Origin of the sequence: Cohnella boryungensis, from assembly GCF_042651945.1 — a bacterium.
Classification (GTDB): domain Bacteria; phylum Bacillota; class Bacilli; order Paenibacillales; family Paenibacillaceae; genus Cohnella; species Cohnella boryungensis.
Window position 1 is genome coordinate 106,221 of sequence record NZ_JBHSED010000005.1, and the last position, 21,713, is coordinate 127,933.

General features: G+C 52.6%; 20 protein-coding genes and 1 pseudogene. All 21 read left to right on the forward strand.

The features are described from left to right. Positions 1-5 precede the first annotated feature (5 nt). The 21 genes and pseudogenes from essC (at position 6) to ACFO1S_RS05175 (ending at position 21,662) form a co-directional block, all read left to right on the forward strand. Positions 6-4,625 (forward strand): type VII secretion protein EssC, encoded by a 4,620-nt coding sequence (essC, locus tag ACFO1S_RS05075; protein WP_204603315.1) that lies wholly within the window; start codon positions 6-8, stop codon positions 4,623-4,625. Beyond that, entirely contained in the window at positions 4,618-4,869 is a 252-nt protein-coding gene (locus tag ACFO1S_RS05080; RefSeq protein ID WP_204603314.1) for a ubiquitin family protein, read from the forward strand. The genes essC and ACFO1S_RS05080 overlap by 8 nt, the downstream gene beginning before the upstream one ends. A 26-nt stretch (positions 4,870-4,895) precedes the next feature. Continuing rightward, on the forward strand, positions 4,896-5,198 hold the full coding sequence (locus ACFO1S_RS05085) for a WXG100 family type VII secretion target (RefSeq protein ID WP_204603313.1): 303 nt from the start codon (positions 4,896-4,898) through the stop codon (positions 5,196-5,198). 27 nt (positions 5,199-5,225) lie between these two features. Beyond that, a complete protein-coding gene (locus ACFO1S_RS05090) occupies positions 5,226-5,525 on the forward strand; it encodes a pore-forming ESAT-6 family protein (RefSeq protein WP_204603312.1) in 300 nt (99 codons plus the stop codon). A gap of 80 nt (positions 5,526-5,605) precedes the next feature. Further along, on the forward strand, positions 5,606-5,956 hold the full coding sequence (locus ACFO1S_RS05095) for a hypothetical protein (RefSeq protein WP_204603311.1): 351 nt from the start codon (positions 5,606-5,608) through the stop codon (positions 5,954-5,956). A 58-nt stretch (positions 5,957-6,014) separates the two neighbouring features. Beyond that, positions 6,015-7,241: a hypothetical protein gene (locus ACFO1S_RS05100; RefSeq protein ID WP_204603310.1), complete on the forward strand. Its 1,227-nt coding sequence runs from the start codon at positions 6,015-6,017 to the stop codon at positions 7,239-7,241. A gap of 11 nt (positions 7,242-7,252) precedes the next feature. Next, positions 7,253-8,404, forward strand: coding sequence for a hypothetical protein (locus tag ACFO1S_RS05105; RefSeq protein WP_204603309.1), 1,152 nt, complete (start codon positions 7,253-7,255; stop codon positions 8,402-8,404). A gap of 2 nt (positions 8,405-8,406) precedes the next feature. Continuing rightward, positions 8,407-8,880 (forward strand): GyrI-like domain-containing protein, encoded by a 474-nt coding sequence (locus ACFO1S_RS05110; protein ID WP_204603308.1) that lies wholly within the window; start codon positions 8,407-8,409, stop codon positions 8,878-8,880. Beyond that, positions 8,864-9,349 (forward strand): DUF5085 family protein, encoded by a 486-nt coding sequence (locus ACFO1S_RS05115; protein WP_204603307.1) that lies wholly within the window; start codon positions 8,864-8,866, stop codon positions 9,347-9,349. Before ACFO1S_RS05110 ends, ACFO1S_RS05115 begins: the two co-directional genes overlap by 17 nt. Then, entirely contained in the window at positions 9,333-9,698 is a 366-nt protein-coding gene (locus tag ACFO1S_RS05120) for a hypothetical protein (protein WP_204603306.1), read from the forward strand. The genes ACFO1S_RS05115 and ACFO1S_RS05120 overlap by 17 nt, the downstream gene beginning before the upstream one ends. A gap of 90 nt (positions 9,699-9,788) precedes the next feature. Next, positions 9,789-9,968, forward strand: coding sequence for a hypothetical protein (locus ACFO1S_RS05125; RefSeq protein WP_204603305.1), 180 nt, complete (start codon positions 9,789-9,791; stop codon positions 9,966-9,968). A gap of 68 nt (positions 9,969-10,036) precedes the next feature. Beyond that, positions 10,037-10,633 (forward strand): annotated as a pseudogene (locus tag ACFO1S_RS05130) (serine/threonine protein kinase); the annotation flags it as partial. Positions 10,634-11,005: 372 nt separating this feature from the next. Then, positions 11,006-11,686, forward strand: coding sequence for a vWA domain-containing protein (locus tag ACFO1S_RS05135; RefSeq protein ID WP_378126392.1), 681 nt, complete (start codon positions 11,006-11,008; stop codon positions 11,684-11,686). A gap of 1 nt (position 11,687) precedes the next feature. Then, positions 11,688-12,512: a hypothetical protein gene (locus ACFO1S_RS05140; RefSeq protein ID WP_204603303.1), complete on the forward strand. Its 825-nt coding sequence runs from the start codon at positions 11,688-11,690 to the stop codon at positions 12,510-12,512. A gap of 13 nt (positions 12,513-12,525) precedes the next feature. Then, complete coding sequence (locus ACFO1S_RS05145; RefSeq protein ID WP_204603302.1) at positions 12,526-14,286, forward strand: serine/threonine-protein kinase; 1,761 nt, start codon at positions 12,526-12,528, stop codon at positions 14,284-14,286. A 1-nt stretch (position 14,287) separates the two neighbouring features. Beyond that, a complete protein-coding gene (locus ACFO1S_RS05150) occupies positions 14,288-16,213 on the forward strand; it encodes a hypothetical protein (protein ID WP_204603301.1) in 1,926 nt (641 codons plus the stop codon). A 204-nt stretch (positions 16,214-16,417) separates the two neighbouring features. Then, positions 16,418-17,227, forward strand: a complete 810-nt coding sequence (locus ACFO1S_RS05155; RefSeq protein WP_204603300.1) for a hypothetical protein — start codon at positions 16,418-16,420, stop codon at positions 17,225-17,227. Beyond that, positions 17,196-18,650 (forward strand): DUF2974 domain-containing protein, encoded by a 1,455-nt coding sequence (locus tag ACFO1S_RS05160; RefSeq protein ID WP_204603299.1) that lies wholly within the window; start codon positions 17,196-17,198, stop codon positions 18,648-18,650. The genes ACFO1S_RS05155 and ACFO1S_RS05160 overlap by 32 nt, the downstream gene beginning before the upstream one ends. Positions 18,651-18,691: 41 nt before the next feature. Further along, the gene (locus ACFO1S_RS05165; RefSeq protein WP_204603298.1) at positions 18,692-19,843 is read left to right on the forward strand and encodes a copper amine oxidase N-terminal domain-containing protein; all 1,152 of its coding nucleotides are present in this window, start codon (positions 18,692-18,694) and stop codon (positions 19,841-19,843) included. A 152-nt stretch (positions 19,844-19,995) separates the two neighbouring features. Next, positions 19,996-20,472: a hypothetical protein gene (locus ACFO1S_RS05170; protein WP_378126362.1), complete on the forward strand. Its 477-nt coding sequence runs from the start codon at positions 19,996-19,998 to the stop codon at positions 20,470-20,472. A gap of 41 nt (positions 20,473-20,513) precedes the next feature. Continuing rightward, a complete protein-coding gene (locus tag ACFO1S_RS05175; RefSeq protein WP_204603296.1) occupies positions 20,514-21,662 on the forward strand; it encodes a copper amine oxidase N-terminal domain-containing protein in 1,149 nt (382 codons plus the stop codon). The last annotated feature ends 51 nt before the right edge of the window (positions 21,663-21,713 follow it).

The following is a 21,713-nucleotide window of genomic DNA, read 5'->3' on the forward strand; positions in this document are numbered from 1 at the left end:
AAGAAATGCAACTGTCCTTGCTGAAAGATAACGAGCTGTTCACATGCGTTCTGCCAGAGAAGCAAAAGGGACAGTACTGGATTTCCCATATTAACGAGCAAGGGTTTGAAGAACAGCTCATCGGTGTGGAAGGCATCGACGGGGAATGGATTCTCAAATCGAACAAGCACGCGTTCGTACAAGGGCCCGACAACCGCCGCATGAAGGAGCTGAAGCTGGATGCGCCCAGCTTCTACGGCATTTTCCTGAAGAAGACGCATCAGACGGCTTGGCTGTACTCCGAGCCGGTATCGGAGGACCGCAAATGCTTCCAGAAGCTGGTGCTCCCTGTCCAAGGGAAGCTTACGATCGGCCGCGCCGAGGAATGCGATATTTATTACGCCAATAAGCACGTATCCTCGAAGCACGCCGAGCTGATCCTTACCCGGACGGAAATCTCGATACGGGATTTGGGCAGCTCCAACGGAACCTTCGTGAACGGCAAGCGGGTTCAGCAGCAGGCGCTCTATCCGGGAGACGTCGTGTATATGATCGGCTTGAAGCTAGTTGTCGGACAAGGATTTATCGGAGTTAACAACCCTGACGGTCTCGTGGTTTGCCGGCCGAAGACGCTGACTGCCTTTCAAAAGCAGGAGGTTAGACGCAGAGAAGAAGAGGAGGAGGGCGGCGATGAGGGAAGCGTTGTCGGGCAATCGTTCTATCGCTCCCCCCGCTTCAAGCGCGACATCGAGCGGGTAGAGATCAAGATTGATCCCCCTCCGGCCAGACCCGCCCAGCAGCAGACTCCGCTTATGCTGATGCTGGGTCCGTCGATGACAATGGGCATGTCCGCGGCATTCATGGGCATCTTTACCCTACAGAATGCGATGAGCTCCGGCGGCAGCGTAAGAACCGCCCTGCCGACGCTGGTCATGTCCTCCAGCATGCTGATCGGAACAATTCTGTGGCCGATTATGACGAGAAGGCATGAGGCGAAAAAGGGCAGGGAACGGGAGAAGCAGAGGCAGGAAAAATATCAGTCGTATCTTCGCGAGGTCGGTCGGGAGATTGAGGACGAGGGCATTCGGCAAAGCCGGATCCTGCACGAAAACCATGTCACGATCGAGGATTGCGTATCCAGAATTCGGCAGCGGCAACGGAATTTATGGGAAAGAACAAGCGGACAGAACGATTTCCTGAAGGTCCGGCTTGGCATCGGGCAGCTGCCGCTGAATGCCGACGTGAAATATCCGGAAAAGCGCTTTACGATGGATGACGATAATCTCCAGGACGAGCTGTACAAGCTGGCGGATCAGCCGAAGGTGCTGCAGCAGGTGCCCGTAACGCTCTCTTTATCGGAGGATTGGTTCTGCGGCTTTATCGGCACCCGCTCCAGCGTCGTAGATCTGGTCAAGGGAGTGATATGGCAGTTGACGGCCTTGCACAGCTATGACGAATTAAAGCTCGTTTTTCTGTTCGACAAGAGCGAGCGGGCGACATGGGAGTTCGTCAAATGGCTGCCGCATGTGTGGAACAAGGAGCAAGGCATCCGGTTTCTGGCGACGAATCCGAACGAGGCCAAGGAGCTGTCCTCCTTCCTGGAGAAGGAAATCGCCAGACGAGAAGAGCTCGATGAGGAAGAGCGCAGAAATACAGGCCCTTATTACTTGATATTCGCCATGAACAAGGGCCTGGCCGCCAAAGCGGAGATGTTCAACTCGCTGTACAAGCGGAAGGAGCATTTGGGCATCAGCGTCATCCATCTCTACGATGAGCTGAAGCATCTGCCCAAGGAATGCTCCATGGTCGTGGAATTCGGGGGTCATGCCTCCAAGATTTTTGACAAGGACGATATTTCCGGCGAGCATATCGCTTTCCAGCCGGATTTCTATTTGAAGCAGGATGAGCATGATCTGGCGACCAATCTGGCGAATACGCATCTCGAATCGGCGACATCCGCCTTTGTTCTGCCGACGATGCTGACGTTTCTGGAAATGTTCGGCGTAGGCAAAATCGAACATCTCAACGCCTTGACCCGCTGGAAGGAGAACGATCCGACCCAATCGCTGGAGACGCCGATCGGCGTGGATACGAGGGGGGAGCCGTTCAAGCTCGACCTGCATGAGAAGTATCACGGTCCGCACGGCTTGATTGCGGGAATGACCGGCTCCGGCAAGAGCGAGTTCATCATGACCTTTATCCTTTCGCTGGCCGTCAACTACCATCCTGACGAGGTCGCTTTTATTCTGATCGACTATAAGGGCGGAGGCATGGCGAACGCATTCGAAAATCTGCCTCACCTGGCAGGCACGATTACAAACCTGGACGGCGCGGCGGTGAAGCGATCGCTAATCTCGATTCAGAGCGAGCTTAAGCGCCGCCAATCGATTTTCAGCGAGACGAGCAAGCAGGTGGGAATCAGCAATATCGATATTTACAAGTATCAGAAGCTGTACCGGGAAGGCCAGGTCAAGGAGCCGTTGCAGCATCTGTATATGATATCGGACGAATTCGCGGAGCTGAAGACGCAGCAGCCGGAATTCATGGAGCAGCTGGTCAGCGCGGCGAGGATCGGGCGAAGTCTGGGCGTGCACTTGATTCTGGCTACCCAGAAGCCGTCGGGGGTCGTAGACGATCAAATCTGGAGCAACAGCAAGTTCAGAATCTGTCTCAAGGTTCAAGAGAAAGCGGACAGCATGGACGTCATTAAGAGACCGGACGCCGCCGAGCTGTCGGTGACGGGGCGTTATTTCGTCCAGGTCGGCTTTAATGAATTGTTCGATTTGGGACAATCCGCCTGGGCGGGGGCTCCTTATTACCCGGCGGACCGGCTGGAGAAGCATAAGGACGACAGCGTCGCCGTGATTGACAATCTGGGCAGGGTGACGAAGCAGGTTCGAATCGATAAGCGAAGATCAACGTCGGCTAACCCGCCCAAGCAAATTGACGAGATCAACAAGTATTTGGCGGCGATCGCGGCGGAAGAGCAAATCCGGGTGCGGCCGCTCTGGCTGGAGCCGATTCCGGCGCTGGTCTTCGTCGATGAGCTGAAGAGCAAATATCAGACGCCGCAGACGAGCTCTTCCCGGCTTAATCCGGTGATCGGGGAGATTGACGATCCTGCCAATCAGCGGCAGTTCGTGATGACCTTTCCCTTGACGCAGGAAGGAAACGCGATTATCTACGGAGCCGCCGGCAACGGCAAGACGACTTTCCTGACGACTTTACTCTACTCCTTCATAGAAGAATACACCCCCTCGGAGGTGAACTTCTATTTGTTGGATTTCGGTTCGGAGACGCTGCGGGCGTTCGCCGAAGCTCCCCATGTAGGCGATGTTCTTCTGTCGCACGAAGCGGAGAAAATCAACAATCTGTTCAAGATGCTTTATCGCGAGGTGGAGCGCAGAAAGAAGCTGTTCGCCGATTACGGCGGCGATCTTCAGTCTTATCTGAAGGCTGTGGAGGATGACCTGCCGTCGATTGTCGTAGCCATTCATAATTACTCGGCTTTCGCGGAGACCTATGACGACAAGGAAGAGGCGATCTCGTATTTGACGCGCGAAGGATTGAAGTACGGCATTTACTTTGTGTTGACCGCAGCGAATACCGGAGCGGTGCGCTACCGGATTATGCAAAATTTCAAGCAGCTCTTCGTGCTGCAATTAAACGATGTGACCGATTATTCCGGCGTGCTCGGCAATGTGGACGGCATCTATCCTTCCAAATTCAAGGGCAGAGGAATTATCAAATCCGATCGCGTGTACGAATTCCAGATCGCTCACGTTTATCGGGACGTGGAGCGAACCTTCGATTATTTGCGCCAATACTGCAAGGAACGCGCGCGCGGCTGGACGAAGGCCGGAGCGCCGAAAATTCCAATTCTGCCGGAGCGCGTGGACCTCGATTATTTGGCGGATGAATGGAGATACGGTCGTCAGAGCGGGATTCCGATCGGCATTGAGAAGAACAGCCTCGCCGTCGCTTATTACGGCTTTGAGCAGGCCTACATCAATCTCGTTCTGTCCCAGAGCAACGACCGAGCGGATTTCATTCAGGGAGTTGCCGAGGTGCTGGCCGCCAAGTCGGCGGGGACCGTGCTTGTCCTCGATCCGGATGAACGCTTCCGCGATCAGGAAGGCCGTTCTTATACGCTCGTAGCGGCGGAAGCGAAGCTGGAGGAGCGTGTGAATGAATTGTTCCAGATGCTCGTATTCCGCAACAATTCCTTCAAGGATGCCAAGGAAAAGGGGGAAGCCGCGCCGGCCTTCGATGCCGTAACCTGCATCATCCATTCGCTGTCCGGTCTTATGTCGAAAATATCCGAGGATGCGAAGGACAAGCTCAGGGTATTGCTCGAAAAGGGCGATACAGCCTATCAGGTCAGCTTTATTATTAGCGACTCAGTAGGCAGCATCTCCTCCGTAGCCTATGAAAGCTGGTTTAAGGCCAAGGTTTCGCTAAGCGACGGAATCTGGCTCGGCAACGGGATTTCCGATCAGTATCAGCTCAAGATTGCGAAGCTAACGAACGACTTGTATCAGGAAATCGGGGACCAATTCGGCTATCGACTATTGAAAGGAAAGCCGACGCTGATTAAATTGTTAACCTCTGTAACTGCGGAGTCGGAGGAGACGGCGGATGGATAAAATCTTGGTGGAAATCTATATCCCTGTCGTGGACCGAAGCTTCGATGTCTATATTCCGGTAAGTCTCAAGCTGTACGAAGTCGAGGCTCTGCTGTCGGGAGCCTTCAAGGAGTTGTGCGACGGCCAGTTTGTCGCTTCGCCGGATACGGTGCTCTGCGATAAGCTGACCGGCATGGTGCTTGATATTAACCAATCAGTTCTGGAGTTGGGCTTAATGAACGGCTCCAGGCTGATGTTAATATAAAAAAATTTTGAAGGGAGCAATTCAAGATGGCAAGAAAGATTACGGTAAGTCCGGCAAAGCTCGAATCCGCAGCTCAGAAGATGGATGCACACTCGGGTGAGTATGAGAAGCTGTATCAACAGCTCTTCAGCGAAGTCGATGGCATGGGAGCCGCTTGGCAGGGCGCCGACAATATCGCGTTCGTCAATCAAATCAAGGGCTTCACGGACGATTTTCAGAACATGACCGCTCTTATGCGGCAGTATTCCGAGTTTCTCAAGCTGAGCGCCAAGGCTTACAAGGACACTCAGGACGAAGCGATCAATCAGGCCAAGCGTTTGGCCAACTAATCCATCATCCCTAAGGAGGGCATAACCATGGCAGACGGCATTCTGATTTCGTTAGGCGAGGTATCGAAGACGGCAAGCACGATTCATACCTTGAACGAGAGCCTCAGCGCAAAGCTGGAGGAAATCAAAAAAGAAATGAACGCGCTGGAAGCAAGCTGGCAGAGCGACGCCTCCACGACGATTCGCGGCAAATTCAACGCTCTTGCTCCACGATTCGAGGAATACAGGGAAGTTGTCAAATCGTATAAAACCTTCCTCGATGTGACCGTGACCAACTACGACAATACAGAAACGAAAATCAATAACAACGCTAGCGCGTTTAAGTAAAGCCGAAAGCGCAATTCCTGTCGGGAGCTTAGTCTGATCCCGATAGGAATTGCCCAATCTCAACGGGCAGGTGGAGAAGAATGGGGATTCACGTGGGCACGGCTGCATCCCAAGCAAGTTCGCTTCAGAGCCATGCGGCCGCCTTGCGGGAAGTGGTCAATGGATTAACCCAAGACAAAGCCGCTCTGAATCAGGCATGGCAAGCGGACGAAATGAGATCGGCGAACGCCGCCGTCGATCGTATCCTAAGCGAATTGTCGCAGACGATTTCCGATTTGCAATCATTAAGCGGCGATATCGTCAGCGTCGCCAACGAGATCAGGCAGGAGGAGCTGGCCAGAGAAGCCGCGGCCAGAGCAGCCTTGGAGCGGGAGGCGGCCGCCAGAGCCGCGGCTGCTCAATCGTCCCCCTCGTCGTCGTACAGATGGTGAGTCCGGGTTCGGGGAAGGATGAACCGGCGAAGTAAACAAGAGGGAGAGGGTTGAACAGATGTCTCTCATCTATATTCACCTGGATAAGGTAAGATCGGTCAGATTGAATGCCCTCGGCCATTCGAGCAGACTGATGAATGCGAAGCTCGGGATCTCAGGGACAGGTTCGGGAATCGATTCCCAGATCAAGGCGCGCAGAGGCATTGAAGCGCGATTGTCCAAGGTCAATCGAAGCTTGGAGAAAACCGACCGGTGGTTGAAGGAGTGGGCGGCATTTCTGGAAAATTCCCCGCTGCTCTATAACCGCAACGAAGACCGATTGGTTCGGGAAGCCGAATCGGTCAAGTCTCCTTGGAAGGAAACTCCGTGGTGGCAAGCTTACTTCGCGGATCCGCTGGACGAGAGTCTTAAATATGCTGGATTGGGTGCGGATTTGTTCAAGATTTATAGTGAATATAAGGGAATGAAAATTCAGTTTTATAAAGAAAACGGCAAGATGATGGTCAAGGTGATCAAAGGCGACTGGACCTATAACGAGCTGAAGAGCCTGCTGACGGATCGGCTGGGAACGGTGTCGGACTGGAACAAGGCGCTTACGAAACGGCTCAACAATAGAGGGGTAAGTCTGTATGATTATACGACCGATCGGTTCAATACGAGATATTCAGACCTGTTCGGCAATACCAACATCGAGGGTCTAAATGATTACGTGAACAATCTCGGCAAGTCCAAGTGGACTGTATTTGGATCGACGTTTACGGATGCTTGGCTTGACGATGCGAAGGTTTGGAACGACTACACGGGGTGGGCGGGCGCGACCAAGCTGGACAAAGCGATGAAAGGAATGGGAATTGCTGGTGACATTCTAACGGTTGCAGGAAATTTTACCGATAACTTCTATAACCCGAGAACCGGGGAGCTGGAGTATTCGGGAGAGGCAATGAAGACTTTTGTCGTGGACACCGTTGTCGATGTCGGCACTTCGGCCGCTGCGGTCGCTACCGGCGCGGCAGTCGGCTCTCTGATCGCTCCGCCGCTCGGGACGGTAGTCGGGGCGGGCGTAGGCTTCGGGGTAGACATGGCGATGAATTATGAATTCGGGGGCCCGCCGCCCAAGAGCTTGGTGGATCACACGAAAGATGCCGCTAATGCGGCGGTCGACTGGACGGTGGACGCCGCCGGCGAAGTATGGGACGGGGTCGAAAACGTCGCCAATGACATTGGGAATCGGGCAAGGAATGAGCTGAATTACATCGGTAACAAACTGTCCAGCGTGTTCTGGTAGGAGGAGAAGCTATGCTTCGCGGTGTCAACGAGGGCAATTTCAGGGAGTTGCGGGAGGTTTCGTATTATCGGCTATCCCCGGAAAGAATCTTCGTCGGATTTATCGGCGCATTTGTGTTCAGCGGAGTCATGAGCGCAGTGACGGCGTTCGCGCTGGATTACAGCACGACCATTACGGGCGCTTATTGGCCTTTGATTCAGAAGATCGATCTGGGGCTGCTGCTGCTGCAATTTCTGGCGCTGGTCTTTTTTGCCTTTCCCGGTCAAATCTATCGTTTTCAGAAGCTGCAGTCCGTCATTCTTTGTCTGGTAACTTTGAAGCTATCTATTGACGGCTACAAGATGTACTTCCTGTCCTTGGACGACAGAAACTCTTCCGAGAATCTATTGACCTTAGGCAAATATGTCATCGTCGGTGGGCTGATTCTGCTGGTCATCACCACCTTAAGGGCAATGGTCATGGCGAGGATGGGCAAGCTTACCCAGGACGGAAGCTATCTATATCCAGTAAGCCGCAGAACGGCATGGGTCATTTCCCTCATTCTCCTAGCCATATTATTCATCTCTTTCATCCTGGGGAGAGGGGAATACGGGGGGGACGCCTATCGCAATTGGGGACCTGTCCCGTTGCTGGTGATTTTCTCGATACTGCAGTATGCTCTGGCGATTGCTTGGCCGGAATTTTTCTTGCTCGCCTATGCCAAATTGAAGTTCAGCGGCTTTGCCCTGGAAAGGCCTTCAAGAGAAGCGAGGGCGAAGCTAAACGCATCCGTGCGGAAGGTACGTCGACTTGACCGCGTGGACGAGGATAAAACGCGGGAAGCAACGGGCCTTTCCATAGGGGCGACATTCTTCTGGTGGTGGAGCAAGCCGCTTCAGGTCATGAAGTCCCGGGCGGGATGGAAGCTGGAGAGGAGAGCTCCATTCTGGATGATGATCGTGGTGTGGCTGGAGCTGGGGCTGACGCTGGGCGTTTCGCTCCTGCTTGTGACCTTGCTGAACGGGGGCAATCGCTCGGAATTTGCCGCGGCTCCCGCAGCGTATGCGGACGGCTTTATTTATATGGGCTTGTTCGCGGCGCTGATTGCAGTTACGGCCATACGAATCGGATATGGAATCGGCAGATGGGCTTCCCGAAATCGCGAGAGGAAAAGAGGGGCTTAATCGTGAAAATCAAGCGCAGCTCGCTTAGGTTCAACAATGTGCTTCGCGTGACGACCAGATGCAAGGGGGGCGAATGGCTGCAAGCCGCGAGAGCCTTGAGAAACGCCGTGATCAAGAACAACCTCTATGCGACAGGTCCGACTATCTATCAGGTGACTAATCTCAATACAGAGGCGAACGAGGCCGATTTTACATTCTGCTTGCCAGTCAATGAACCGGTTGTCATGCCGGAGAACGACAAATACAGCTTCGATGCGGTATGGCATATCCCCGATGGTCTCCTGCTGAGGCATGCGGATCTGGAGGACGACCTTGAGGACAGCTACGGATTAATGCGCGCTTGCGCCGAAGCCAACGGCATCCTGCTTCAGGAGCCGTTCTACAACATCTATCTGGACGTATACGGAGATGGCGTCATCGATATTTTTGCCCCCATTCTGCAAGAGGAGCCCAAGCTCGATGATCAATTCAAATGATGCGATTCGGTATACGAATGTGGTTTCCAGGAAGTATCGCTTTCATTATCGGGAGATGAAGGAGGTCATCGCGGATTTTCTTCAAGAGATCGATCGGCAGAAGGCGACGGTCAAGGGACCGTTGTTTTATTCGATCAACAATGTGCCGACGGAGGAATGGATTAACGGCGAGTTTTTTATGCCGATCGAGGAAGACGAGCTCCTATTGACGGAGCAATTCAGCTTTCATAGCTATTTCAGCATCGAGTCTATGCTATCTCATTGTATTTTTACCCATTTTGAAGCCTTAACCGAAGTGTCTTATCGCATGCTCCTCGATTTCATCGAGCACCAGCAATTGATCCAGACGACGCCTATCTTTCATATTCTGTCAGGGGATCGCTCACTGGCTTACGTGTATATCAAAATCGGCTATGCCGAGCGGAGGAAGCCGGAACCGGAGGAATCAGAGCATGATCGTTCGAGTTAAGCTTCTTCAATACACGCTGCTTACCTTGAATACGCTTGTATTGGCAGGAATGTTTAAGGATGGAGTACATGCCTTTGGGCTAAGCCTGCTCGTAATCCTGTTACTCCTGAACTTGAAGTGGATGAGCCGATATCCGGTATCCTATGGCGGAATGTGGTACATCAACGGGATTCTGTCCATATACAGCGCTGCGCTGGTCATCAAGGGGGTTACCGCTGCGTCCGGAACCACGTCCTTCAACCTCGTTACGGGAATCGCCATTGCGATTGCGGCAATCGCTCCGATTTTTCTCTGGTGGAATGTAAATATCCTTGAGGTCATGAGAAGGCTTGCGAGAAAGCGAGAATAACAGCGCACGGGAAAAATCGCCGTCGCTTGCAAGAATAGAAAGCGCGCAAGAGCGTTGAGATTCGATTCGTTTGGAAAGGAGGAGACCAGGATGAATCCCCGTGCGAATATGGAACGCAACGAGATTATGAACGAATTATACGCGATTATTAGAGAGCTGGAGCAGGTCTCGCAGGAGCTGCAGCCGATCAAGGGGGTCGGGATGGAGCATTGCGCGTCCAAGCTCGTAAAGCTGTCGGACAAGTATAAGAGAATTAGAAATCAATTGTAAATCCCACTTAGAAGGTTCGGTGATGGTCGTTGCTGCAGTCGGGAGCTAGAATTGGAAATCGGTATGAGGTGGAAGCGCTGCTCGCTCAAGGAGGCATGGGCTGCGTGTACAGGGCGAAGGATACGAAGCTGGGGGGCAAGCTGCTTGTCGTTAAGGAGATTATACAGTCGAATAACGAGGTTTTTCTGGAGGAAGCCCAGATTCTAACCGGCCTGTCCCATCCTTTTATTCCGAAAATAACCGATTACTTCGAGCCGAATGCGGACGGGCGCTGTTACCTGATTATGGATTATGTTCGGGGGGCGACTCTCCAGCAAAAATTCGAGGAGGCGGGCTGTGCGTTCCCGATAGCCGCAACGCTGAAATATATGATGCAGCTTTGCGAGATTCTGACGTATTTGCATGGGCAGCCCCAGCCGATTATTTTTCGCGATCTGAAGCCTTCCAATATGATGATCGACGAACACGACAACGTTCAGTTGATCGATTTTGGCATTGCCAGAAGCTACGATCAGAAGAAATTCACAGATACCGTGCAGATGGGAACGGTCGCATTCGCGGCACCGGAGCAATTCGAGAAGAAGCAAACCGATCAGAGAACGGATATTTACGCGGTCGGCTCGGTCATGTATTACTTGTTGACCGGGGGCAAGTACGTGTATCAGCACGGCGGCTCCGTCGCCACGGCCTTGGCTCATCTGCCGAGTTCGCTAGGCGATATTGTTCAGCGGCTGCTCGACCCGGATCCCGACAGACGGTTTCAACAGATTCGGGAGGTGAGGGAGCGGCTAGCTTCCATAGCGCTTCACGCTCAGCCGACGGCTGCCGCGGAAGTCACCGCGAATGCCGCTGTCGAGGCAACGGCTCACCGGACCGTAAATCTTCATTTGGCGTCCCGACAAGCGGCTCCGCCGCCGCACGAGTTGACTGCAAGGCTGGACGGCGGCCTGGCGATCGGCGCTTCCGTAGCGTATACGGCAAAGGCGACGCAGAGCCACCCCGCGCTGATCATCTACTTGCTGGACGTGAGCGGCTCAATGAGCCTTGCGCTTGGCGGACGCAAAAGAATCGATGTGGTCACGGAATCCCTGAACGTCGCTCTTCGGCAGATGGTGTTTCGTTCCACGAAGGGCAGTCGAATCTCTTCCCGGTATCGGGTTGCGATCATCGCATACAGCGATGAAGTGCACGACCTACTGGGCGGCATTAAGCAAATCGACGAGTTAATGAACAGCGGCATGCTCCCGGTATTGAACACTTACCGGTTCACGGATACGGCGAAAGCGTTCCTATATGCGGAGCAGCTGCTTAAGGCTGAGCTGCCTTCCCTTCAAGACGGACCGGCCCCGCTGGTGTGCCATATGACAGACGGCGTGTATACCGGAGAAGACCCCGAGCCGATCGCGCGCCGCATTATGAATATGTCTGTGAAGGACGGCAACGTGCTGATTGAAAATATCTTTATTTCCGACGAGGTGCTGGAGAAGGAGATCGAACAGCCGAAGCGATGGCCCGGAGTACGGGAGAACACCGAGTTCAAGGACGGCTACGGGTACAAATTGAAAAAAATGTCGTCGGTCATGCCGGAAAGCTACAGAGGCATGATAAGGGAAGCGAATTATCATCTGGCGATGGGCTCCTTGCTGATGTTTCCGGGAACCAATCCCGATCTGGTGTCGCTGGGCTTCCAAATGTCGGCTGCGACTCCCGTTTACTAGTATGAGAAATACGAATATTCGACTGCCGCAGTCCGCCGAGACGGACGTTCAGCAGATTACCCGTCCGTCTCGGCATTATCGTTACGGTTATTCCCGTTCGAGCGATTGCCGAAGATGGAGTGAGCCGGGGCAGGATTATTTAACGCTTGCGGAGCGGGAGTCAAGCCTGTCGTTTGTGCTTTGCGATGGCGTCAGCCAGTCCTACGAGGGCGGTTTTGCCGCCAGATTCGTTGGAGATCGGCTTCTGGACTGGCTGCTTTTGTTCGGGGAAACAGCCGCACTCCCTCTTGGGGACGGACAGCGGCTGTTAAATCAATTCATGAAGGAACTGACGAAGGAAGCAAATCAATGCTTACAGGAGCAAGCGATCTCCCCAAGCATACAAGGGCTGCTTCGCGAGGCGCTGAGCCTGAAGAAGGAGCAAGGAAGCGCCACGATGTATTGCGGCGGGAGAATCGATTATCCGGGAACGCAGCATCCGAACGGCCGACTGCTTCTGGTCTGGCAGGGGGATATCCGGTGCCGGATTTGGCGCGATCGCAATGAGACTACGGCTGAGCTGCCAGGAGATCTCCTCTCTGTCCGCGGGCAGTGGAACAGCGCTGCCGGCCCTGTCGGAGGCATGCCCTTCTGGTATTGCACCGAGCTGTTGCAGAAGCAGCGGAAGGGCGAGCTGCTGCTCTACTCGGACGGATTTCAAGCTCTGGATCGTTATCCGCGCGTAACCGGCGAACTGCTGTCCGAGCTGCTGGCGAGCGAGACCGAGCATCCTTCCAGCGACGACATCAGCTTTCTTCAGGTGACATGGGATTTCACTTCAAGCTAAGGAGCAGGTCGAAATGGGATTTCAACCGGAAGTCGGTACGCAGCTCGTCATCAACGGGCAGAGATTTACGATAGGCGCGCACCCGAACGCGCCCTCCATCCCTTACGGCCAGGAGGGCCGGCAGGGGACGGTATATTTGCTGCATACCGAGGATCGGCGGAGGAAAAAAGCGCTGAAGGTGTTTCGCAGCAAATTCGTTAATCCTTCCTTGGTCTACCATACACAGCAAATAGCCAAATTCATCGGCGTGGAAGGCTTGCTCGCTTGCGATCGCGCTATAGTGGCGCCTCAGAGCAATACGGAGCTGCTTCGAGAGGAGCCGGATCTTCTATATGCGGTGGTCATGGCCTGGATCGAAGGGCCGACCTGGATGGATATGCTGCTTAACAAGCAGAAGCTGACAAGAAGGCAGAGCCATTCCGCCGCTTATGCGCTTGCGCAGACACTTGCGGCGATGGAGCAACGCGGGCTGTCGCACGGCGATCTCTCCGCGCCCAATGTCATGCTGCCGATGTTCGGCGAGAAGGCCGCCAGCGTCCGGCCCGTCGATTACGTTCAACTGATCGATCTGGAGCAGATGTACGCCACCCATCTGGAGCGTCCCGAGCATTTGCCTCTCGGATCGCCCGGTTACGCCTCGCAGCGTCATCCGCTCACGCAGATGTGGGGAGCGCAATCGGATCGGTTCGCCGGCTCGGTGCTCCTTATGGAGATGCTTACCGCCAGCTCCGATTCCTTCTTCGAGCTGGCGTGGGGAGAGAGCTATTTTGCGCCGGAGGATATGCAGAAGGATGGAGAGCGTTACGCCGGACTGATCGAATACGTGAGATCAGCATGGGGCGAATCGGTAGCCTCGCTGTTCATTCGAGTATGGGAAAGCGGCGATCTGAGCCAATGTCCAACTTTCGGAGAATGGCTTATCGAGCTGGCGAAGCTGGAGTCCGGGACGAGGATGCCTCAAGCGGGAGCTTCCGCTGCCGCCGCGGCGGTACGGGAGAGTGAATCCGCGACGAAAGAAGGCTCGGCGGATGAAGCTCATCAAGGACAATTAAAACGCGCGAGACAATATGAAGCAAAGGGCAAGTATGTAGAAGCGATGGATGTGTATCGCTCGATTCTTCAACGGGATCCGAACGCCAGTCTGGCCGAGGAAGTGGCCATTGCCTTTGAGGGACTGGCCGCCAAGCAAGCCGCCAAGCAAACGGATAAGCACGAACGAAGCCGGCGCAGACAATCCCGGATGAGAAGGATCGCGATGACGGTCATCCTTGTCGGCGGGCTCGGCGCGGGGGGTTATTTCGCTTACGACTACCTGAAGGATTTTGATTTCAATTCCAAAGCGGGGAAGCCGTCTGTCACGACCGAGGAATTGAACGCAAAGATCGAAAGCCTGGAGGCGGATGTGGCGGACAAGAAAGAGACGATAAAGGAATTATCGAAGCAGATCGACAAGCTGAGCAAGCCGCTGGATCAGAAGAAGGAAGACATGATGAGGCAGCTTTCCCAGGATTTCGATCAAATCCGCAAGTCGGCCGCTCTGACGGCCAATGCCCGCACCGACCCGTCACGCCTTACTTTCGATGCTTCCGCCGTGTATATGGAGCATCTGCACGATTATTTGATCGAAACCTACCATTTCGACTCGCATTTTGTGGAGCAGCTGAAGGTGGTGGAAGGGTATTATTATCCGTTTCTGTACAACCATAACCGGAATGCCCAACTAAACATTCGCTTTTTCAACGATTACAAGGAACTGATTACGGGGGGAATCTGAAATGATTTTCGGAGCTTCGTTAGGACCGTTCGTCAAGAAGGCGTTAATCGATAAAGCGTTCCAAACCAACGTAAGCAAAATCATTGAAACCATGCCGCACGCTCCGGAAGCTACGAATATGGATGCCGTCGTTCTGGGACCCAAGGATGTGCGCGGCGCATCTGGTGCGGCGCTGAACGAAGCGATGAGGACGAAGCATCCTGCGGTTCGTGTCATCTATCTCTATCAGAAAGAGAAGGAACGCGATCTGATGAGCGGCGATGCCGCAAAGCTCGAGCTGGGCAGGGTGACGCCCGAATCCGTGCTGCAAGCCGTTGCCTCGGTGATCGAGCTTGCCGCGATCGGCTCGGACGGACGTATTCTGGAGTCTGCGGATGCCAAGGCAAGGGAGAGAGAAGCGCTGGAGCTGCGCGAACCCCCGCTCGTAGCGGTGGAGACTGCGGCAGCCATTGCGGAAGAGGAGACGTTCGTCGCGCCGATGGAAGAGGAACGGGAGCTGCCCAAGTCGCTGGAGCAAAGATTGCTGGAGATGGGACAGTTTGCAGACTTCCACTTTTTCAAGCAGGCGCTCTCCAAGGATGAAGTCCTGTCCGATCTGCTTCACCAGAACACGCAGTATGCCGAGCTGATTAAGGTGCTTGAAGCTTTGGACATGCAGATCGCCCATGTGTTCAAGGACGTATCGCTCACCGTGGAGGAGCGTTTTGCTCTGGTGAAGCAGATTGGGATGGAGCGCGCCTCGTACAGCGGTCTCGGCAATCAGATGCTTGCCGACAAATTCGGCGCGGTTATGGATGCGGTCGTCAGATCGGCGGAAGCGACAGTCGATGCGCGAATCGAAAGAATTCGCGAGGCGCTGGGCGTTGTCTCCAGCGTCAAGCTGCTGTATGAGGATCAGGCCCGACTGGATGAGCTTATCGAGAAGCGTCTCGGGATGCAGGCTGATCTCATGGAGCTGTCCAAGGATATTATCGAGATCTATATGGCGATGGATCGGAGCATCACCGATCTTGTCGCCCAGATGGATGAAGAGCACCCGTACAACAACGATTATTTTAATGAAGTCATGAAGCCGATCCGGGCGATGTTCGTTCCGCAGAACATCGCAACCGTAACGAGCCGATTGCTTGGCGATCTGCAGCGCAATCGCGTAACGCTATCGATTATTGAAGATAAAGTCAAGAAGCTGCTCACTCTCGTATTCCGTCTATGCGAAGAAGACGCGACGATCATCGACTACCAGCAGCGGCTGATTAAGCTGCTGAGAGCGCAGCGGCTGGAGGAGATCGTCGTCGTTGACAACCTGATCAAGCATTCCCTGCGCATTTTCGTAGGGGCACCCGATACCGGAAGAACGGCGACCGCCCTTACCTGGTCTGGCGCTCTGGCGCGAAGGCATAATGCGCTGCTGCTCGATCTGACGGGCAGCTCTAAGCTTGGTCAGTACGGGGTGGAATCCGTCTCTTTGGACGAGCTGCTGGCCCATCGGTTGGAGCGGCCGCTGCTGTGCGTGGAGGGCTCGTTGGAGCCGGAGCGGGTAGAGGAAGTTGTGGCGGAGCTGAAGACGCGGCTGAATTATTACGCTTACTTGAACGTTCTGATCGATTCGTCGCAGCTGGAGTTGCTGGAGAGGCTTGCCGCTTCGGCGCTCTCCGTTCATTTCATTACCGATTGCTCGCCGCGGAGCATCGCGGTGACTAAGGAGACGCTGGAGTCCTTCCGGGAAGACAACATCGCGCGAAAGGTCGTGCTGATCGATCCTCCGATTGAACCGATTCAGATGCTGTCTGAGCTAGGGGCCGATCCGCTGCTGACGAAGCTTATCATCCTCCCTCGCATGCAGCATATTCGGATCTGCTCGCTCAGCCGCAAGCATCCGTTCGACAGCCGGGAAGTCGTCGAAGTGTTCGAGGAAGCGTTCCGATGATTGACGGGCAATCGGTCGGGGAGTATCTGCAAGCTGCATGACAAAATATGCACATTCCTGACAAATTCTATAGGTTGCATATATTTCTAAGTGTATAATGGGGTGAGATTTGGATTGGATTTGTCATTTGAAGTGCCATAAGGATAAATATCCAATTTATAGATTGAGGATCGATACTTGTCGTAGTGTGCGGGGGGCATTCTGATGCATGTTCGCTTGAAGTCGGCGGCTAGATTGTGTGGGCTGATGATAATCCTGTTAGGGGTGACCGGTTGCATGTTCAATAGCGAGAAACAAATGACGGGAAAGATGATGGATTATTTAGAAGAGAAGTATGGCGGAACCTACGAGAAGGAGCTCTTCGAGAAAGGAAGCACCTTGTTTCCGAAAATGTACGGCGGGGCCAAGATGATGGTACATCCGACCGGACAGCCGGACATTCCCTTTTATGTATTTAAGGGAACGAGCTCGGAGGGTTTCAATGACGATTATCCGCTATGCTATTTCAGCTATCACTATACGGAAAAATACAAACATGAGATTGAGCAGCTTGATGATCGGGATTTGATCGTCAGGTTTGCGCTAGGCTTCTCGGAACGACCGCAAGATGCGGCGATTTTGCGTACTCCGGTCGATGAGTTCGTATCGGAGAAGAACAGGGAGGGCCTAATTTTCTTATATGTAGGGGTTCCGGTGGAGGGAGATCGCATTCCGGAAGACGACACGGCACTTTGGGAGAATGTATATGAAGAACTAAAGAAGTTGACCGACCGGGATTTTATGGTGTCCATCGGATACATAAAAAAGGAGAACTATGAGGATGCTCTAGAGCTCGCCAGAATTGCTCATACGATCAATTTTAATTGGAAGTATGTCCGCGATGGATATATTCAGGATGTTTATTTCGACAGGGAAATCCTGCTGTCAGACCCTACTTATTTTAATAGGATAAATCAAAAGATAAGCAAGGGAGGACAAAGTAATGTCGATTCAGAGCAAAGAGCTGACCGATGAAGAAAAGTATTTCCTATTGCAGCTATCCTATGTGGACTTGGTTAGCGCCGTTGATTATCAGGAAAGAAATTTAACGATTCTACAAGCGTTAAATAGCGCCAAAGCCGTTCGAACAGAAGATAAAGATCAAATCGAAAGAATCGACGCCCTCCTGAAAAGCTATCCGGAGCTGATCCGAAAGCACGGCGGGCTTGAGGATATACGAATTATCGGGTACGAGAACCACAATCAACACGGAGATGTCACCCACCAAACCCGAACCGGGTTTGTCGGCTATGCGTTGGAGGACGCCAGCGGAGACCGCGGATTTCTGTATCGGGGAAGCGAGATGGAATCGTGGGTAGACTGGACCGATAATGCGGAGTCCGGGATTACGGGTGCCTCGATGCAGGTTCGCCAGGCAAACGAGTTTTTCGAGAAGTATTCCCAAGATGAAGGGGGACGACCGCTAGACGGCATCTCCTACTCGCTGTATGGACACTCCAAAGGCAATAATCTGGCGAGCGAAGTCTTCGTGAATCATCTGGATTTGGATATTAACGCCTACAGCGTGAATGGGCAGCCCATTTATTGGTTCGACCTGACGGAAGAGCAGAAGGCAGCGCTCCGGGGAGAAAGCTATCAATTCATCATTCACGAAGGAGATTTCGTCAGCGGGCTCGGCTATGTGGATTATGTCGATACCGTGGTGAACTTGAAAGAGCAATTCCATGAGCGCATCGGAGAGTCCGGATGGAATGTGTTCATGGATCCGCACGGCTTGACCACAATTGAGTTCAACGAGGCGGGAGGCTTCGCCTCGACCCAGGACCCGGACATCCTAAGTCGACAGCTTGTCAATGCAGGTGTAACTGTACTGATTGTGTCCTCTCGAAATCTTTACAAGCTGTTTACCAATCAGGCTGATTTCGGTATGTGGAAGGATATGGGCATGGCGAGCTACCACTTCGTCATCGATTCCATGAAGGTGCTATGGAAGGCGGCATGGAACAGCGAACCGATGGAGCGGATCAAAACCGTTGTAAGAAATGCGTTATCGGATGCGAAAACATGGTTTGTGGAGCATTGGGAACGGTTCAGCGATTGGTTCGATTCGTTCGCGAGCAGCGTTAAGAGCTTCTTTTCTGGTTTCTTCGGGGGAGCTTCGAGCCCGACGCTTCCGGAAGTCATGACTGTCGATACGGGGATGCTCAGAAGGCTGGCGAGTCGCTTGCAAGCCGTGCAGGTGAAGATCGATTCAGTAGATCGAAGATTGGATCGATTGGCGGGTATGGCCGATCTGGAGGATAAGCTCTCCTATTATTGGCTTGGACTTAGAGTAGGCTACGATTATGAGTTGAAGCGATGCGCCGATTACTTGGTGCAAACGGCTGACCGTATAGACGATTGCGAGCGAATGATCGTTCAGCGCGCCTATTCTTGATAAGTTCGCGATGAGGCCATGAAAAAAGGAGACGATGAAGGATGATCAAGAAAACCATCGCCGCAGCTGTTGCTGCAGCCGTAATTATGGTCGGCGTAGGAACAATCCAGGTGAACGCAGTACCGGGGAAGGATCTGCAAATTCTTCCGATCATCGTGAACGGACAGAAGGTCAGATTTCCGGACACGGAGCCTTACGTGAACACGGACGGTCGAACGATGGTGCCGGTTCGCTTCGTGAGCGAGATGCTGGGCGCGGATGTCACATGGGAGAACAGCACGCAAACGGCGATTATCCAGTATGAAGGCAAAACCATCCGCATGCCGATCGGCTCCAACACCGTAACGGTAGACGGAGCGGCGGAGGAGTTGGACACAGCCGCCGAGATGTACGAGGGTCGAACGATGGTTCCACTTCGTTTCGTAAGCGAAGTGCTCGATTCGAAGGTGGAGTGGGATGCCGGCGCACATTCCGTCAAAGTGACTGATGCTAAGTACCAAGCAAAAGTAGATACTGGCGAAGTTAAACTCGATCCTTGGGGGCGGGAGTACAGCAAGACTCAAGATGACAAATGGTTCCGTCTGGCTGATCTTGAGACTGTTGGATTCTATGATTTTTATTCGAAGACGGCAACAACAAGTCGGACTTTCATCGAGGATCGTAGTAATACTTATGTAAGCACAGGCAATGTTCTTGCATCCAAGATTCGTAACTACTATGCGGTTCAACTAAATGTGGACTATAGAACTATCGATGAGAAAGCTTTCACTAAAGCTTTCATGAACAGTGCTTCCGGTAGAATTACCAAAAATAGCTACTTGGAAGGTCAGTTCGAGGAAACTATCAAAAGGTACGTCAAGTGGGTAAAAGATAACAAGGTAATAACAAAAGGCTATGCAGATCCTGAATTGTCTGCTGTTCATGGGATAGGGACATCTGTTTGGATTCCTACTCATTTTAAGTTCATTATTATCTCGGCTAAAGATTCCAATCAAGCTTTCTTAGATAGCTGGGATGTATCTTCTCTGTCGGATGCAGTCAAGCTGAAAACAGGCGTTTGGTATGATGGGTACTCCGATGTGAGAATGAATTCTGTAGTAGCAGAAGCTACATGGGGAGAAGATCATGGTATTGCGAATTTTGAAAATATGTTCGTTAAGGATATCTACTTCTATAACATGAGTGTGAAGTAATTGCAGAAGGGTGAGAGGCTAAGCTAGCTAAGTCGACAGCTTGTAAATGCGGGCATAACCGTGCTCATCATGGCAACTCGAAATCTTCCCAAGCTGTTTACCAATGAGGCTGATTTCGGCATGCGGAAGGAAATGGGCATGGGAGCTACCACTTGGTCACCGATTCCATGAAGGTGCTATGGAAGGCGGCATGGAACAGCGAACCGATGGAGCGGATTAAAACCGTTGTAAGAAATGCGTTATCGGATGCGAAAACATGGTTTGTGGAGCATTGGGAACGGTTCAGCGATTGGTTCGATTCGTTCGCGAGCAGCGTTAAAAGCTTCTTTTCCGGCTTCTTCGGCGGAGCTTCGAGACTGACGCTTCCGGTAGTCATGACTGTCGATACGGGGATGCTCAGAAGGCTGACGAGTCGTTTGCAAGCCGTACAGGCGAAGATCGATTCAGTAGATCGAAGATTGGATCGATTGGCGGGGATGGCCGATCTGGAGGATAAGCTCTCCTATTACTGGCTTGGGCTGGGAGTAGGCTACGATTATGAGTTGAAGCGATGTGCCGATTACTTGGTGCAGACGGCTGATCGTATAGACGATTGCGAGCGGATGACCGTTCAGCGCGCATATTCCTAATCAGGTCACTATGAGGCCATTAAAAAAGGAGACGATGAAGGATGATCAAGAAAACCATCGCCGCAGCTGTTGCTGCAGCCGTAATTATGGTCGGCGTAGGAACAAGCCAGGTGAACGCAGTACCGGGGAAGGATCTGCAGATTCTTCCGATCATCGTGAACGGACAGAAGGTCAGATTCCCGGACACGGAACCCTATGTGAACACGGATGGTCGAACGATGGTGCCGGTTCGTTTCGTGAGCGAGATGCTGGGCGCGGATGTCACCTGGGAGAACAGTACGCAAACGGCAATTATCCAGTATGAAGGCAAAACCATCCGTATGCCGATCGGCTCCAACACCGTAACGGTAGACGGAGCAGCGGAGGAGTTGGATACAGCCGCCGAGATGTATGAGGGTCGAACGATGGTTCCGCTTCGTTTTGTGAGTGAGGTGCTCGATTCGAAGGTGGAGTGGGATGCCAGCGCACATTCCGTCAAAGTGACCGACGCTAAGTACCAAGCAAAAGTAGATACTGGCGAAGTTAAACTCGATCCTTGGGGGCGGGAGTACAGCAAGACTCAAGATGCTAATTGGTTCCGTTTGACGGACCTTGAATCGGTCGGCTTTTATAAGCTCTACTCGAAAAAGACGACGAGTCGTTCTTTCATAGAGAAAAGGAACGCATCTTACATAAGTACAGCGAATGTTCTTGGAGCTAAGATCCGTAGTTACTACGAAGTTCAATTGAATGTGGATTATCGTACGATAAACGAAGCAGCTTTTACTAGGGCCTTCATGAATAGCGCATCTGGTACGATTACAAAGAATGACTACGTTAAATCCCAGTATGAAGAAACCATCAAGAAGTACGTTAAATGGGTAAAGGACAACAAGATAGTCACTAAAGGTTACGCTGATCCTGAGCTATCTGCTGTACAAGGTCTGGACGCTACTGTCTGGATTCCCACTCACTTCAAGTTCATGATCATTTCCTCTAAAGATCCTAACCAAACGTTTCTTGACAACTGGGATGTAACGAACTTGTCGGATGCTACTAAGTTGAAGACTGGAGTCTGGTACGATGGCTACTCTAACGTGAGGATGCATTCAGTAGTAGCGAATGCTACTTGGGGAGAAGATCATGGCCTTGCAGAGTTTGAAAATATGTTTATTAAGGAGAACTACTACTACAACATCAGTGTGAAGTGATTGCAGACAGGTGAGAGGCTAATCCAGCTCTCACCTGTCTTTCAGAAGAAG

Coding starts and splice junctions, on each gene's coding strand:
- ACFO1S_RS05175 (WP_204603296.1), top strand. CDS start 20,514: ATGATCAAGAAAACCATCGCCGCAGCTGTTGCTGCAGCCGTAATTATG.
- ACFO1S_RS05140 (WP_204603303.1), top strand. CDS start 11,688: ATGAGAAATACGAATATTCGACTGCCGCAGTCCGCCGAGACGGACGTT.
- ACFO1S_RS05125 (WP_204603305.1), top strand. CDS start 9,789: ATGAATCCCCGTGCGAATATGGAACGCAACGAGATTATGAACGAATTA.
- essC (WP_204603315.1), top strand. CDS start 6: ATGCAACTGTCCTTGCTGAAAGATAACGAGCTGTTCACATGCGTTCTG.
- ACFO1S_RS05085 (WP_204603313.1), top strand. CDS start 4,896: ATGGCAAGAAAGATTACGGTAAGTCCGGCAAAGCTCGAATCCGCAGCT.
- ACFO1S_RS05100 (WP_204603310.1), top strand. CDS start 6,015: ATGTCTCTCATCTATATTCACCTGGATAAGGTAAGATCGGTCAGATTG.
- ACFO1S_RS05165 (WP_204603298.1), top strand. CDS start 18,692: ATGATCAAGAAAACCATCGCCGCAGCTGTTGCTGCAGCCGTAATTATG.
- ACFO1S_RS05115 (WP_204603307.1), top strand. CDS start 8,864: ATGATCAATTCAAATGATGCGATTCGGTATACGAATGTGGTTTCCAGG.
- ACFO1S_RS05145 (WP_204603302.1), top strand. CDS start 12,526: ATGGGATTTCAACCGGAAGTCGGTACGCAGCTCGTCATCAACGGGCAG.
- ACFO1S_RS05160 (WP_204603299.1), top strand. CDS start 17,196: ATGTCGATTCAGAGCAAAGAGCTGACCGATGAAGAAAAGTATTTCCTA.
- ACFO1S_RS05120 (WP_204603306.1), top strand. CDS start 9,333: ATGATCGTTCGAGTTAAGCTTCTTCAATACACGCTGCTTACCTTGAAT.
- ACFO1S_RS05090 (WP_204603312.1), top strand. CDS start 5,226: ATGGCAGACGGCATTCTGATTTCGTTAGGCGAGGTATCGAAGACGGCA.
- ACFO1S_RS05135 (WP_378126392.1), top strand. CDS start 11,006: ATGAGCCTTGCGCTTGGCGGACGCAAAAGAATCGATGTGGTCACGGAA.
- ACFO1S_RS05105 (WP_204603309.1), top strand. CDS start 7,253: ATGCTTCGCGGTGTCAACGAGGGCAATTTCAGGGAGTTGCGGGAGGTT.
- ACFO1S_RS05095 (WP_204603311.1), top strand. CDS start 5,606: ATGGGGATTCACGTGGGCACGGCTGCATCCCAAGCAAGTTCGCTTCAG.
- ACFO1S_RS05150 (WP_204603301.1), top strand. CDS start 14,288: ATGATTTTCGGAGCTTCGTTAGGACCGTTCGTCAAGAAGGCGTTAATC.
- ACFO1S_RS05080 (WP_204603314.1), top strand. CDS start 4,618: ATGGATAAAATCTTGGTGGAAATCTATATCCCTGTCGTGGACCGAAGC.
- ACFO1S_RS05155 (WP_204603300.1), top strand. CDS start 16,418: ATGCATGTTCGCTTGAAGTCGGCGGCTAGATTGTGTGGGCTGATGATA.